The sequence below is a fragment of the Aeromonas sobria genome, assembly GCF_000820145.1.
GTDB lineage: Bacteria > Pseudomonadota > Gammaproteobacteria > Enterobacterales > Aeromonadaceae > Aeromonas > Aeromonas sobria.
The window spans coordinates 128,445-142,136 of the sequence record NZ_CDBW01000003.1 but is presented as its reverse complement, the minus strand read 5'-3'; the positions used below and the strand labels follow the sequence as shown (position 1 = coordinate 142,136).

Annotated in this window: 9 protein-coding genes and 6 tRNA genes; 11 read left to right on the top strand and 4 right to left on the bottom strand. The window is 59.5% G+C overall.

The features are described 5' to 3' along the window. Nucleotides 1-60: 60 nt before the first annotated feature. The 6 genes from BN1135_RS01410 to BN1135_RS01385 all read left to right on the top strand — a co-directional run bounded on the left by BN1135_RS01410 (nucleotide 61) and on the right by BN1135_RS01385 (nucleotide 749). Nucleotides 61-136: transfer RNA gene (locus BN1135_RS01410), tRNA-Gly, on the top strand. A 31-nt stretch (nucleotides 137-167) separates the two neighbouring features. Then, nucleotides 168-243, top strand: a tRNA-Gly gene (locus tag BN1135_RS01405). A gap of 25 nt (nucleotides 244-268) precedes the next feature. After that, nucleotides 269-344: transfer RNA gene (locus BN1135_RS01400), tRNA-Gly, on the top strand. 25 nt (nucleotides 345-369) lie between these two features. Then, nucleotides 370-445: transfer RNA gene (locus BN1135_RS01395), tRNA-Gly, on the top strand. A gap of 128 nt (nucleotides 446-573) precedes the next feature. Then, nucleotides 574-649: transfer RNA gene (locus BN1135_RS01390), tRNA-Gly, on the top strand. A 24-nt stretch (nucleotides 650-673) separates the two neighbouring features. Next, nucleotides 674-749: transfer RNA gene (locus tag BN1135_RS01385), tRNA-Gly, on the top strand. 234 nt (nucleotides 750-983) lie between these two features. Here BN1135_RS01385 and BN1135_RS01380 read toward each other — a convergent pair. The 3 genes from BN1135_RS01380 to BN1135_RS01370 form a co-directional block, all read right to left on the bottom strand. After that, nucleotides 984-1,193, bottom strand: coding sequence for a cold-shock protein (locus tag BN1135_RS01380; protein ID WP_005317918.1), 210 nt, complete (start codon nucleotides 1,191-1,193; stop codon nucleotides 984-986). A 272-nt stretch (nucleotides 1,194-1,465) separates the two neighbouring features. Continuing rightward, complete coding sequence (locus BN1135_RS01375; protein WP_042018255.1) at nucleotides 1,466-2,125, bottom strand: LysM-like peptidoglycan-binding domain-containing protein; 660 nt, start codon at nucleotides 2,123-2,125, stop codon at nucleotides 1,466-1,468. 99 nt (nucleotides 2,126-2,224) lie between these two features. Then, on the bottom strand, nucleotides 2,225-4,327 hold the full coding sequence (locus tag BN1135_RS01370) for a methyl-accepting chemotaxis protein (RefSeq protein WP_042018254.1): 2,103 nt from the start codon (nucleotides 4,325-4,327) through the stop codon (nucleotides 2,225-2,227). Between the two features lie 273 nt (nucleotides 4,328-4,600). Between BN1135_RS01370 and gltX the strand changes: the two genes are divergently transcribed. After that, nucleotides 4,601-6,016: a glutamate--tRNA ligase gene (gene gltX / locus BN1135_RS01365; RefSeq protein ID WP_042018252.1), complete on the top strand. Its 1,416-nt coding sequence runs from the start codon at nucleotides 4,601-4,603 to the stop codon at nucleotides 6,014-6,016. A gap of 150 nt (nucleotides 6,017-6,166) precedes the next feature. On the opposite strand, the gene BN1135_RS01360 is transcribed toward gltX, so the two are convergent. Further along, nucleotides 6,167-7,417: a methyl-accepting chemotaxis protein gene (locus BN1135_RS01360; protein ID WP_042018251.1), complete on the bottom strand. Its 1,251-nt coding sequence runs from the start codon at nucleotides 7,415-7,417 to the stop codon at nucleotides 6,167-6,169. Between the two features lie 32 nt (nucleotides 7,418-7,449). Here BN1135_RS01360 and BN1135_RS01355 point away from each other — a divergent pair, with 32 nt between their 5' ends. From BN1135_RS01355 to nudC, 4 genes are all read left to right on the top strand, one after another. Beyond that, nucleotides 7,450-8,271 (top strand): potassium channel family protein, encoded by an 822-nt coding sequence (locus tag BN1135_RS01355; RefSeq protein ID WP_042018249.1) that lies wholly within the window; start codon nucleotides 7,450-7,452, stop codon nucleotides 8,269-8,271. Between the two features lie 146 nt (nucleotides 8,272-8,417). Then, nucleotides 8,418-9,023 (top strand): TIGR04211 family SH3 domain-containing protein, encoded by a 606-nt coding sequence (locus BN1135_RS01350; RefSeq protein ID WP_042018248.1) that lies wholly within the window; start codon nucleotides 8,418-8,420, stop codon nucleotides 9,021-9,023. 324 nt (nucleotides 9,024-9,347) lie between these two features. Further along, entirely contained in the window at nucleotides 9,348-12,512 is a 3,165-nt protein-coding gene (gene putA, locus BN1135_RS01345; protein WP_042018246.1) for a bifunctional proline dehydrogenase/L-glutamate gamma-semialdehyde dehydrogenase PutA, read from the top strand. A 229-nt stretch (nucleotides 12,513-12,741) separates the two neighbouring features. Further along, on the top strand, nucleotides 12,742-13,521 hold the full coding sequence (gene nudC / locus BN1135_RS01340) for an NAD(+) diphosphatase (RefSeq protein WP_042018244.1): 780 nt from the start codon (nucleotides 12,742-12,744) through the stop codon (nucleotides 13,519-13,521). Nucleotides 13,522-13,692: the final 171 nt, after the last annotated feature.

Sequence of the window (13,692 nt, the reverse complement as noted above, 5' to 3'; positions counted from 1 at the left end):
GTTCGAGTCTCGTTTCCCGCTCCAAAAAGTGATGATGAAACTGGTTCAATCCAGCCCGATGCGGGAATAGCTCAGTTGGTAGAGCACGACCTTGCCAAGGTCGGGGTCGCGAGTTCGAGTCTCGTTTCCCGCTCCAATCATCATTGCACCTTCGAACAAAATTTGTTGCGGGAATAGCTCAGTTGGTAGAGCACGACCTTGCCAAGGTCGGGGTCGCGAGTTCGAGTCTCGTTTCCCGCTCCAATCTATTTGCAAATGACATTCCGTTGCGGGAATAGCTCAGTTGGTAGAGCACGACCTTGCCAAGGTCGGGGTCGCGAGTTCGAGTCTCGTTTCCCGCTCCAAATTATTTGCAAGTGACAATCTGTTGCGGGAATAGCTCAGTTGGTAGAGCACGACCTTGCCAAGGTCGGGGTCGCGAGTTCGAGTCTCGTTTCCCGCTCCAATACGTTTTGCTGGAGTAACCAGGTTGGTAGAGCATGATCCGTGCTTGCCAAGGCTGGGGTCGCGAGTTTGAATCTCGTTACACGCTCCAAACAGTTTTTACTAGATATGTGTAAGTGATATTCCGTTGCGGGAATAGCTCAGTTGGTAGAGCACGACCTTGCCAAGGTCGGGGTCGCGAGTTCGAGTCTCGTTTCCCGCTCCAATCACTTGCAAATGACATTCTGTTGCGGGAATAGCTCAGTTGGTAGAGCACGACCTTGCCAAGGTCGGGGTCGCGAGTTCGAGTCTCGTTTCCCGCTCCAATATCTCTCCGAAGTACACCAATCCATCTTCGATATTGCCAATTACATCGCGCTGCGATGCTTTGTCGTATCTGGCGTTTACTCAGCGCGTCTCGGCCGCCTCCTGCAAACAGGAAGGGTATGGGGGCTCAAACTGTGGGCTGAACGAGGCAAGCGGTTGTGACCGAAGAGGGCAAATTGCGGGCAAAAAAAGAGGAGGGGCCTTGGCTCCTCCTGCGTATTCACTGGCGTGGCTTAGAGTAGGGTAACGTTCTCAGCCTGAGGACCTTTTTGGCCCTGAGTCACAGTGAACTGGACTTTCTGACCTTCAGCCAGGGTTTTGAAACCAGTGCTCTGGATGGAGGAGAAGTGAACGAAAACGTCCGGTCCTTGGGATTGCTCGATAAAGCCAAAACCCTTGGTTTCGTTGAACCATTTTACCTGGCCGGTGCGAATGTCAGACATGTGCTAAATCCTATCAATTACGAAATGAAACTAAGCCCGAGGTGGGCTGCATTTGCCTTGCAAGCAGGGGTTGGCTCATGACTGACCACGTCTCTTTGTCCCAGTAGCACGTAGAACAATCCCTGTTTAAAGCACAAACGATTGTACGTTAGCGCAGATCCTTGTCAATTTGCCCCCTTTCGTTTTTCGAACAAGCTAAAAATATTGTGAAGTCAGTAGCTTATTTGAAGGCAATTGACCAAAAAAACGGGAGGCCAGCGCCTCCCGTCTTGTTATTCCTTGAGGGCGAACCCTTCGCCCTGTCGATCATAGCGGTAGACCGCCTGACCGTAGGAGCGGATCTCTACCCGCTGGATGCGGCGGGAGTCATCCACCAGGATGAAGATGGCGCGACCCGATTGCAGGCGGGTCAATGGCCGATCTGGCCCCTCGATGGCGATCAGGCGGCTCAGCTCTGCACCCGGCAACTCGAATTTGCGCCAGATGGAGTAGAGGGTCTCGCCTGCCTGCACCTCGTGTTGCAGCCAGGTACCGTTGACCTTCTCCTCGACCACGGGTTTGGCAGCCGCGGAGGTAGCGTTACCGGCAGTCAGTGCTTGCGCCGGTACCGCCAGCGGCACATCAAGCGAACCGGATGGGGCCGCTTGAGGGGCGGTAGGGGCCGGCTCCCAGGCCAGCACCAGCAGCCAGAGCGGGATCAGGATCAGCAGACCTATGGTGTTTTTGCGCGGCAGCGGGCTGGACAGCTTGAATTTGCCTGCTTTGGCATCCTGGCGACGTTGGCCCAGGCTGCTCATCCCTTGGCCAAAACGTTGGCGCAGGGACAGAGTCACGGCATTGATGCGATGGAGCAGGGATCCTTGAGATTCGTCTTGGCGACGCAGCTGGGCTCGTCTGTTATGGCCTCGTGGGCGACGGTCCGGGGTGGGCACGGCATTTACCTCTCACTACATTGCCTGCCATCAGGCAAATTCGTTGCCTATGGTAAACGTACTCGCCCCCGAGGGGGAGAGTACCGGAGAGGAAAATTATCAGCTGAGACGAAATTGTCCCAATAATTGCTGCAATTGATCGGCTGCCTGACGCAATGCCTGACTGGCTTTGGCCGTATCGGTTGCATCCTGAGCAATGTCGTTGGCCAGGGCATTGGTTTTTGACAGGTTGCCGGAGACAGTCTCGGAGACCGAACTCTGCTCTTCGGCAGCGGAGGCGATCTGATAGGTCATGTCGTTGATGGTGGCAATGGCCTTGTAGATGGTGCCAAGCGCCTCTTCCGCCAGATCCGCTTCGCTCACCGCCTGATGGGTCAGCTGCTGGCTGTGGGTGATGGTGTTGACCGCATTGGCCGAGCTCAAGCGAATTTTTTCGATCAGCTCCTGGGTATTTTGTACTGCTTGCTGGGTGTTACCCGCCAGTTTGCGCACCTCGTCAGCGACCACTGCAAAGCCGCGCCCCTGTTCACCAGCCCGAGCCGCCTCGATGGCCGCGTTGAGCGCCAGCAGGTTGGTCTGATCGGCAATCCCCTGAATGACGGTGAGGATGCTGGTGATCTGGGTGCTGTCATGGGCCAGCCCTTCGACCACCTCGGCCCCTTTACCCGCTTCTGCCGCGACCTTGTGCATCGACTGGATCACCTGCTGGAAGCGCGCCTTGCCCTGTTCGGCTGCGCTTTGGGCCTGTTTGGCCGAGTCGGCAGTGTTGTTGGCATGGGTCGCCACCTCCTGACTGACGTAGGACATCTCCTGCACGGCGGTCAGCATCTGCTCCATCTCTGCCTGGTGATGCTGCAGGTTATTGTCGGTTTGACCGGCGATGCGATCGGTATCGCTGGCGTGGCGGTTCACCTCGCTGGCCGTGTTCAGCACCTCCCCGAGCAGCCCCTGCAGCTTGTCGATAAAGCGGTTGATCCCTTTGGCCAGATCCCCCAGCTCGTCCACCGAGCGGGTAGTGAGGCGTTTGGTGAGATCCCCCTCGCCATCGGCGATGTCATCCACCAGGCTGACCATCTGACGGATGGGGCCTGTGATGCTGCGGGCGATCACCAGCATGGTGGCCAGTGCCAGCACCAGCACGATAACGGCGCCCACCAATTGCTGGGTCATGGCAGCCTGGTTCATGTCGCTCAGCTGGCTCTCCAGTTGATCAGCCCCCGCCAGTACCACCTTGTAGGGCAGCGTGACAATGATCGCCCAGTTACGGCTCATCCCCGGCACCATAATAGGCACCGAGATGCGGAACGACTCGTCCAGCTCCTGACGCTGCACTTCCGGTTTCAGGTACTGCTGCCACTGGTTGCCAAGCACCTTCTCGGCGCTACTGCCGAGCAGGCTGGCATCGGCGCTGGTGCCGGTGATGACGCCGGCGGCGCTGACGATCAGCGTCTCGCCCTTGCCGTCATAGATGTTGCTGTTGAGGGTCTTGGCCTGACGGCTGATGGAGTCCACCGCCAAGTCCAGCGCGGCGACCCCCTTGAACTGACCGCCCACCAGAATGGGGGTGGTGATGGTGCTCACCAGCACCTGTTGACCGTTGATATCCACCTTGAAGGGATCGATCAGGCAGGATTGCCCTTCCCGTTTCGGGCAGGAGTAGTAGTCATTGGCGGGATTGCCGAATTGGTCCGGATCAGTTTTTTCGATGGAGAGCAGCAGGTCGGTGCCGATTTGATCCTTGTCGCGATAGAAGTAGGGGACGAAGCGACCCTTGCCGTCACTGCCGAGTGTATTCTGGCCAGCGAAGGCGGCGTCCTGACCGTCGAAGCCGTTTGGTTCGAAGCCAGCAAAGGCGCCATAGAGCTGGGGCTCCAGCGCCAGCTGCGCCTTGAGCAGATCGATAGCCTGCTGGCGATCCAATGGCAGCTTACCCTGTTGCTGCAACGCGAGGGCGCTGGCCATCTGCTGGGTATAGGAGAGCCCTTTTTGCAGCAACTGGGTGATGGTGGCTGCCTCGGCGCGGGCGTTGGCGCTCACTTTTTGCCACGCCTCCTGCTGCAGCGCTGCGCGGCTGGAGCTGATGGTCAGTTTTTGGGTCTGTTTACCCGAGTATTGGTTGAGCAGGATCAGAATGACCAGGGCTGCCGTCATGGCGATCCCGGCCATCACTAGAATGCGATTCTGGATAGAACGAAATTGCATCGTCTCTTCCTTGTGCGTGAGAAGTGTGGTGAGCGTTATTTGGGTATCGGCTGAAGGAGGCAGCTCTCCAGCACGATGCATAGCAAATCTGAAACGGCACTTCTGTTTTGCGATCCCCTTCAAATATCAGGCGGTAAGCGACCTGACCACACATTTAATCCCCTACTTTGGCCCACAACGGCTTCATGGTTTTCCCATCCGCGATGGTCGGTGCTAAAATGCGACGGTTTTTTCTAACGAATTGGCCCAAGGCCCTCTACACAAGGCTTAAAGATGAAAGTCAAAACCCGTTTTGCTCCCAGCCCGACCGGCTTTTTGCATGTCGGCGGTGCCCGTACCGCACTCTATTCCTGGTTGTTTGCAAAGAGCCAGGGCGGTGAGTTCGTGCTGCGTATTGAGGATACTGACCTGGAACGTTCCACTCAGGAGGCGATCGACGCCATTATTGAGGGAATGGGCTGGTTGGAGCTGAACTGGGATGAGGGCCCCTACTACCAGACCAAGCGTTTCGACCGTTATAACGCCTTGATTGACGAGATGCTGGCCGATGGCCGCGCCTACAAGTGCTACTGCTCCCGCGAGCGGCTTGACGAATTGCGCGAAGGTCAGATGGCCAACGGCGAGAAGCCTCGCTATGACGGCAAGTGCCGGGATAGCGACCACGATCACCCGGCCGATGCGCCGCACGTTATTCGCTTCCGCAACCCGACTGAAGGCTCCGTGGTGTTCGATGACCACGTCCGTGGCCGTATCGAGTTCGCCAACACCGAGCTGGACGATCTGATCATCCGCCGTACCGATGGCGCCCCGACCTACAACTTCTGCGTGGTGGTCGATGACTGGGATATGGAGATCACCCACGTGGTGCGTGGCGAAGACCACATCAACAACACCCCGCGTCAGATCAACATCTACAAGGCGTTGAACGCGCCGGTACCGGAATTTGCCCACGTCTCCATGATCCTGGGTGACGACGGTGCCAAGCTCTCCAAGCGCCACGGTGCTGTCTCCGTGATGCAGTACCGCGACGATGGCTACCTGCCGGAAGCGCTGCTGAACTATCTGGTGCGTCTGGGCTGGTCCCACGGCGATCAGGAGATCTTCACCCTGGATGAGATGATCAAGCTGTTCAGCCTGGATGCCATCTCCAAGTCCGCCTCTGCGTTCAATACTGACAAGCTGCTGTGGCTCAACAACCACTACATGCGCACTCTGGATCCGGCCCGTGTTGCCACGTTCCTGGCATGGCACATGGAAAACCAGCAGATCGACACCCGCAATGGCCCGACCTTGCCAGAAGTGGTGACCCTGCTGGCCGAGCGCTGCAATACGCTCGTTGAGATGGCTGCCCAGAGCCGCTATCTGTTCGAAGAGTACGAAGCCATTGACGAAGCCGCTGCCAAGAAGCACCTGCGCGGTGTGGCGGCCGAGCCGCTGGCGCTGGCCAAGGCCAAGCTGGCCGCACTGGATAGCTGGACCACCGAAGCGCTGCACGAGCTGATTGAAGCTACTGCCGCCGAGCTGGGTCAGGGCATGGGCAAGGTCGGCATGCCGCTGCGGGTGGCCGTGACCGGTCTGGGTCAGTCCCCTGGTATCGACGCCGTGATGGCGCTGGTCGGCAAAGAGCGCGTGCTTGCTCGTATCGACCGCGCGTTGGCCTATATCGAAGCCCGTATGGCTGCCGAATAAGCTCTGCCGATGTGGCAGACGAGGGGATAACCCTGATCTGCCATTCGCTGAATAGAAAAAATCCGAAACCAGTGGTTTCGGATTTTTTATGGCTGCGATTTGCCCTCCTATTGGGGCCCGGCGGCTGTTATGCCCGGCCAGTGAGCGCTGTCAGATAAGTTTGAAGGACTGGATCTGGCTGTCGAGCTCCTTGCTGTGCTGTTCGACCAGTTCTGAGGCTTCCTGCAGTTCACGAAAAACCACAACGGATCCTTCTGCGATCTGTTTGACCTGCTCCAGATTGCCGCGCATCTCTTCGGCGACCGCGATCTGCTGTTCGGAGGCGGTGGCGATATGGCGATTCATGTCGGCCACCCCCAGCACCCGCTCCACTATGGTAGCGAGCTGGGTGCCTGCCTGGGTCACCTGTTCCACCCCTTTGTCGGCCTGGCGCACGCTCTGGGCCATCAGCTCGGCAGCCTGACCGGCATTGCCCTGCAACTGTTCGATCATCTTCTGGATCTCGACAGTGGCGGCCTGGGCCCGGTTGGCCAGTTCGCGCACTTCGGAGGCCACCACCGCAAAACCGCGGCCCGCTTCACCGGCGCGGGCCGCCTCAATGGCGGCGTTAAGGGCCAGCAGGTTGGTCTGTTCGGAAATACTGCGAATGGTGTCGACCACAGAGCCGATCTGCTCGACCCCCTGTTCTACCTGATTAACCACGCTTGCCGAGCGTTGGATGTTGCCAGAAAGGGTGTCGATGGTGCTGACGGTATCGGCGACGCAGCGGCTGCCTTCGTGTGCCAACTGACTGGTTTCTGCAGTGGCTCGGGAGGCTTGATCCGCATGGGCTGCAACCTCGCGAATAGCGCCCACCATCTGGCTCATGGCACTGGCCAGTTGCTCAATCTGGGTGAACTCTTCGCTGATCGCTTCGTGGGCTTCCTCCATGCAGAGGGTCACTTGGGAGGCGATGTCGTTGAGCTCCTTGCAGGCGACACGCTGGTTGCCGAATACCTCTTTGAGGTTCTCCTGCGAGTGGGAGACCGCCTTGGCGATGTCACCGAACTCATCACGGGATCTGAGCAACACCTTGTGGCTGAGATCCCGCTTGGCAAAGCGCTCCAGCAGGCCGACCAGATAGTTCACCTGCTTGACCATCAGCCGGGAGCCGGTGAGCAGCAGGATCACGAACAGCAACCCCATGATGGCTGTCTCCATCAGACCGGTCCAGAGCAGGCGATTGGAGATGGCATCCGCTTTGGCCGGATCCAGTCCTTCGGCGAGCAGGGTTATCTCGAGATTGTTGGCATCAAACCAGAGTTTGGTCAGTAGCATCAGGGTACTGAACACCATCAGCAGCACCACTTTGGGTACCAGACGGATGTTGCTCATTCGCTTTTCCAGCAGGTTCAACTGCATTATCATTCTCCTTTTAAAAACCGCTTTTTCCTTTGCCTTCAAGGCTATCGGCATTATCTTCTCTTTTATTAATTTGCTCTGTGCTTAAAGTTGGAAAATGTATGCGACATCACTTAACGCATCTGCGGGCGATGGATCTGCTGATGGCATTTCTGTCTATTGTGTCGGTATTGCTGGTGACGGCTCGCTGGTGGGGGCACCAGAGTGTCACCCCGCAGACCTTGCAGCTCTTTTATGACATCGACAGCTTGATTTGCTACTTCTTCCTCGCTCACTTTGCCTATGGCTGGGTGCGGGCCAGCGACAAGCTGGCTTTTTTCAAGGCCAACTGGATCTATCTGCCGGGTAGCCTGCCGATGGTGGAGCAACTGCGCTGGGCGCGTTTGATCCAGTTGTGGCGAGTCTATCAGTTGCTGCGGGATCAGCCTGATCTGTGGGCTTTATTCCGCCGTGAGCGCAACGAGACCACCATATCTGGCATCCTGTTCCTGTTCTTCCTGCTGCTCGGGGTGGGCTCCGGCGTCATGTACTGGATTGAGTCTGGCCAGCCTGGCAGCCAGATTGAGACCCCTTACGATGCCTTCTGGTGGACGCTAGTGACCCTCTCTACCGTGGGGTATGGCGATCTGGTACCCAAGACCGAGCAGGGGCGTTTCGTTGCCAGCCTGCTGATCCTGTTCGGGGTAGGTCTGTTCGGTGCCATCAGCGGTTTTATGGCCAGTTTGTTCCTGCAGCCCAACAAGGGGGATGGCGAGACCGACAAGTGGCGCCATCACTACAACAGCCAGCAGGAGCAGCTGTTGCAGGAGATCCGCGCTTTGCGCAGTGAGGTGCGGGAGCTGAAAAACAAGTAAGGCTACGGGCGGGCAAGTTGCGAGCTGACTCGCCACTCTGCGCGCTTTATTCGGGGGGAGGTGCTTTTTCTTTGCTTGTCCTTTAACCTGCAGGCGGCTTAACATTCAACCTCTTGTCCAAACCTGAAAAAGAGAACCGATCGACCATGCGCGCCCTTCTCGGGATTTTGATCTGCTTGTGTGCCCAACAGGCACTGGCCGATACCCGTTATGTTTCAGACAACATTTTTACCTTCATCCACAACGGTCCGGGCACCCAGTACCGGATCCTTAGCAGCATCAAGGCTGGTGAACCGCTGGAGGTAAAAGCGGTGAACAGCGAGGCCGGTTTCACCCAGGTGGTGGACAGTCGTGGTCGCGAGGGATGGATCAAAAACAGCGAACTGCAGAGCCAGATCAGCCTGCGCGAGCGGCTGCCCCAGGTGGAAAAAGAGCGCGATGAGCTCAAAGACCGCCTGCAGAATCTCAACGGTGACAACGAGAAACGCTTCACCGAGAAGGATGGCCAGCTCGCTGCCCAGAGCAAGGAGATTGCCGCCCTCAAGGTCCAGCTGGTCAGTCAGGGTGAGGAGCTTGGCAATCTCAAAGAGCAAAATGATGCCCTGACCCAAAGCTACGACAACCAGGAACACGACATGCAGATGGACTGGTTTATCCGTGGTGGTGCCATGGTGGGGGCGGGGATCCTGCTCGGTATCCTGCTGCCGATGCTGCCCCGTCGTCGCAGCCGCGGCGATCGCTGGATGAATTGACCGCACAGGTCTGAATAAACAGAAGGGTCGCCGTGGCGGCCCTTCTTTTTTATCTGCATTTTTGCTCGCACTGGGTTGCCGGGGCCAGCAGTTCGAGTGGCTGAACAGAACGGCACAAGATCGTATACAAAATGATGCCAGTTGACCCTCTTCATAGTCGGCAAGGGGACTCGTAGAGGGAGAGTGAGGCAGAATTAGCGATATTTGTTAAAGTTTGGAAACAAATTCATTTCATATAGGGTGCAACATTGTATACATTATCGGCGTTTCGGCGGCGCGTCCGCCTTTGTCGATATCAGCCTTCGGGCGTACAGGAAGACCCCTATGTTCAAAGCGACTCACGTGCTTGCTGCTGACTACATTCCCTCCGATCTGACCGCCCTGCGCGAAGCCATCACCCAGAACTACGTGGTGGATGAAAATGCCTATCTGACCGAACTGTCGGCCATGCTGGCGGGGGATGGTGCCGCGCTGGAGCAGGTGACCCAGCGCGCCCGCATGCTGGTGACCAAGGTGCGCAAGGAGAGCGGATCCGGTGACGGTATCGACGCCTTCCTGCAGGAGTACAGCCTCGATACGCAGGAGGGGATCATCCTGATGTGCCTGGCCGAGGCGCTGCTGCGCATTCCCGATGCCGAGACCGCCGATGCCCTGATCAAGGACAAGCTCTCCGGCGCCAACTGGTCGTCCCATTTCCGCAAAAGCGACTCCACGCTGGTCAACGCCTCCACCTGGGGGCTGATGCTGACCGGCAAGATCATCAAGCTGGACAAGAAGCTCGACGGCAACCCGGCCAACTTGCTGGGGCGCATGGTCAACAAGCTGGGGGAGCCTGTGGTGCGCTCCGCCATGTACGCCGCCATGAAGATCATGGGCAAGCAGTTCGTGCTGGGGCGCGACATGAAAGAGGCGCTCAAGGCGAGCCGCAAATCCCGCGAGCTGGGCTACACCCACACCTACGACATGCTGGGTGAATCGGCCCTCACCTTGCAGGATGCCGACAAATACCTGACCGATTACCGCAACGCCATCGAGGCGGTGGGCAATGAGCGGATCAGCGACGGCGGCCCGGCTCCCTCCATCTCCATCAAGCTTTCGGCCCTGCATCCGCGCTATGACGTGGCCAACCGCGAACGGGTGCTCGGCGAAATGTGCGAGCGGCTGGTGGGGCTGGTGCGTCTGGCCCGCGACAAGGATGTGGCCATCAGCATCGATGCCGAGGAGATGGACAGACTCGAGCTGTCGCTGGATCTGTTCGAGCAGCTCTACCGCTCTGATGCCAACCGTGGCTGGGGCAAACTCGGCATGGTGGTGCAGGCCTACTCCAAGCGCGCTCTGCCGGTACTGTGCTGGCTCACCGCACTGGCCCGCGAGCAGGGTGACCTCATTCCGGTGCGACTGGTGAAAGGTGCCTACTGGGACAGCGAGCTGAAATATGCCCAGCAGGCGGGCCTGCCCGGCTACCCGCTCTTTACCCGCAAGGCGGGCACCGATATCTCCTACCTCGCCTGTGCCCGCTACCTGCTGAGCGAGCCGACTCGAGGCTTTATCGCCCCCCAGTTCGCCACCCACAACGCCAATACCGTGGTCAGCATTCTGGAGATGGCCGGCGATCGCCAGTTTGAGTTCCAGCGTCTGCACGGCATGGGGGAGGAGCTGCACAACGCGGTGCTGAACGACAATCCCGGCCTGCACTGCCGCATTTATGCGCCGGTCGGTGCCCACAAGGATCTGCTGCCCTATCTGGTGCGTCGCCTGCTGGAGAACGGGGCCAATACCTCCTTTGTCCACAAGCTGGTGGACCCCAACACCCCGGTCGATTCACTGGCCGAGCACCCGCTGCGCACCCTCAAGCGCAACTCCGGCTTTGCCAATGACCGCATTCCGCAGCCGGTGAACCTGTTCACCGACCGCAAAAACTCCAGCGGCGTCAACATGAACATCCTCTCCATCCAGCGCCCCTTCTTCGCCCGCTTGCAAGAGCTGGAGAGCAAGCAGTGGCTGGCGGGCCCCATCGTCGATGGCGAGACCCTCAAGCGCAATGAGGCCCGCGTGGTGCTGAGCCCGCAGGATGTGAGCCTCACCATCGGCAAAATCCACTGGGCCGACGAGCAGGCGGTGGAGCAGGCCTTGGCATCCGCCCATGCCGCCTTCCCGCGCTGGCGCGCAACCCCGGTGAGCGAGCGGGCCGCGGCGCTGGAGAAGCTGGCGGATCTGCTGGAAGCGAACCGCGAGCAGTTCGTCTCCCTCTGTACTCGCGAGGCGGGCAAGCTGTTGCAAGATGGCATCGACGAGGTGCGCGAGGCGGTCGATTTCTGCCGCTACTACGCAGTACAGGCCCGCAGCCTGATGGGGCAGGCGACTCTGCTGCCCGGCTACACCGGCGAGCAGAACGAGCTGTTCCTGCAGGGGCGCGGGGTGTTTGTCTGCATCAGCCCGTGGAACTTCCCGCTGGCGATCTTCCTCGGCCAAATCGCTGCTGCATTGGCCACCGGCAACACCGTCATCGCCAAACCGGCGGAGCAGACCGGTCTTATTGCCCATCTGGCGGTGACCCTGGCCCATCAGGCCGGTATTCCGGGCGATGTGCTGCAATTGCTGCCCGGTGACGGTGCCACTGTTGGTGCCAAGTTGACGGCGGACTCGCGCATCGGCGGCGTCTGCTTCACCGGCTCCACCGAGACCGCCAAACTGATCAACATGACCCTGGCCCAGCGCGATGGCGCCATTTTGCCGCTCATCGCCGAGACCGGCGGTCAGAACGCCATGATTGTCGACTCCACCGCTCTGCCGGAGCAGGTGGTGCGCGACGTGGTGAGCGCCGCCTTCCAGAGCGCCGGTCAGCGCTGCTCGGCCCTGCGGGTGCTCTATCTGCAGGAGGAGATAGCCCCGCGGGTGCTGGAGATCCTCACCGGCGCTATGCAGGAGCTGAAAGTGGGCAATCCGGCCGAGCACAATACTGACGTCGGCCCGGTGATCGACGCCGATGCCAAGCTGGGGTTGGATGCCCATCTGGCCCGGATGATCCCGCGCGCTCGCCTGATTGCGCAGGCGCCGATGCCCGCCGCGACCATGGAGGGCCACTTCGTCCAGCCGACCGCGCTGGAGATCGGCTCCATCCGCGAGCTGGTGAAGGAGCAATTCGGCCCCATCCTGCACGTGGTGCGCTACGCCATCCGGGATCTGGACAAGGTGATCGCGGATATCAACGGCACCGGCTACGGCCTGACGCTGGGGATCCACAGCCGCAACGAATCCCACGCCGAAGAGCTGGCGAGCCGCATCAATGTGGGCAACGTCTACATCAACCGCAACCAGATCGGCGCCATGGTCGGGGTGCAGCCGTTCGGCGGGCAGGGGCTCTCCGGCACCGGTCCCAAGGCGGGCGGTCCACACTACTTAAGCCGCTTCGTCACCGAGAAGACCCGCACCATCAACACCACGGCGGTGGGCGGCAACGCCTCCCTGCTGGCGATGGGTGATGCCTGATCTACGTCGATAGAGGCCGGATACTGGATGCCGGATAACAGTGGGCCGCCTTCGGGCGGCCTCTTTATTTTCGCCATCCGTTTTTACGAATAGGACAATCGGCCACGGCGGGGTCGTCAGCGACCTGTGCTGGTCGTAAGATAGGAGCCATTCGCGCGGCGTTTGCCCCTTGGTCGGCCCGCCGTGGCCAGGGTTTTGTTTTATTGGATTTAACGAGAGTGTTCATCTGATGTCATTAACCGAACAAGCCCGCTGGTTCGTGCTGGGGGGCGATCATCTGGTACTGCTCGATCAGCAGGGACGGGTGCCACAGGGCAGTAAAGCGTGCCTACCTACTACGCTGGCAGAGGCCCGTTTCGAGCGTTTTGACGAGTGGCCGGGGCTGCCCTGCTATCTGCTGGATCTGGGTGATGAGGCCGACACGAGCGCCATGAGCCCGCTGCGCCAGCTGATGGTGGCGGGGGACGAAGAGGGCTTTCGTCTCGCGGGCCGTGCCTGGCAGCTCGCCACCTTCCGCCGCACCCACCGTTTCTGCGGCGAGTGCGGTGTCCCCATGACCCCGAAGGTGGGGGAGTGGGCGCAGGTGTGCCACCACGGCCATACGGTCTATCCGCGCATTTCCCCCTGCATTATCGTGGCGGTGCGCAAGGGGCCGGAGATCCTCTTGGCGGCCCATCGCCGTCACTATCAGGCGGACGATCCCATGTATACCGTGCTGGCCGGGTTTGTGGAGGCGGGGGAGAATCTTGAGCAGTGCGTGGCGCGGGAGGTGTTCGAGGAGAGCGGCATCCGGGTGCGCAATGTGCGCTATGTGGCGAGCCAGCCCTGGCCCTTCCCCCACAGCCTGATGATGGGCTTTACCGCCGACTACGAGAGTGGCGAGATCAAGGTGCAGGATGACGAACTGGTCGCCGCCGATTTCTTTACCGCCGACCGGCTGCCGCGCTTGCCGCCCCACGGCACCATCGCCCGGCGCTTGATCGAGCGTTCGCTGGCGGGCGAGGGGTAACGAGGCGCTTATCTTTTCGCCGATCTTTTCGCACCTTTTTTTGTAAACAGGGCGCTCTGGTTTGCGCCCCTTCACATCTTTGCAACCGCGGGTCCATTTGCCACGTTTTGGGCAGTCCGCTCCGGTGGGCAAAGTGGTATTATGGCCGCCATTTTATGCGTGATACGAACT

Coding starts and splice junctions, on each gene's coding strand:
- BN1135_RS01380 (WP_005317918.1), bottom strand. CDS start 1,193: ATGTCTGACATTCGCACCGGCCAGGTAAAATGGTTCAACGAAACCAAG.
- BN1135_RS01370 (WP_042018254.1), bottom strand. CDS start 4,327: ATGCAATTTCGTTCTATCCAGAATCGCATTCTAGTGATGGCCGGGATC.
- gltX (WP_042018252.1), top strand. CDS start 4,601: ATGAAAGTCAAAACCCGTTTTGCTCCCAGCCCGACCGGCTTTTTGCAT.
- BN1135_RS01360 (WP_042018251.1), bottom strand. CDS start 7,417: ATGCAGTTGAACCTGCTGGAAAAGCGAATGAGCAACATCCGTCTGGTA.
- BN1135_RS01350 (WP_042018248.1), top strand. CDS start 8,418: ATGCGCGCCCTTCTCGGGATTTTGATCTGCTTGTGTGCCCAACAGGCA.
- putA (WP_042018246.1), top strand. CDS start 9,348: ATGTTCAAAGCGACTCACGTGCTTGCTGCTGACTACATTCCCTCCGAT.
- nudC (WP_042018244.1), top strand. CDS start 12,742: ATGTCATTAACCGAACAAGCCCGCTGGTTCGTGCTGGGGGGCGATCAT.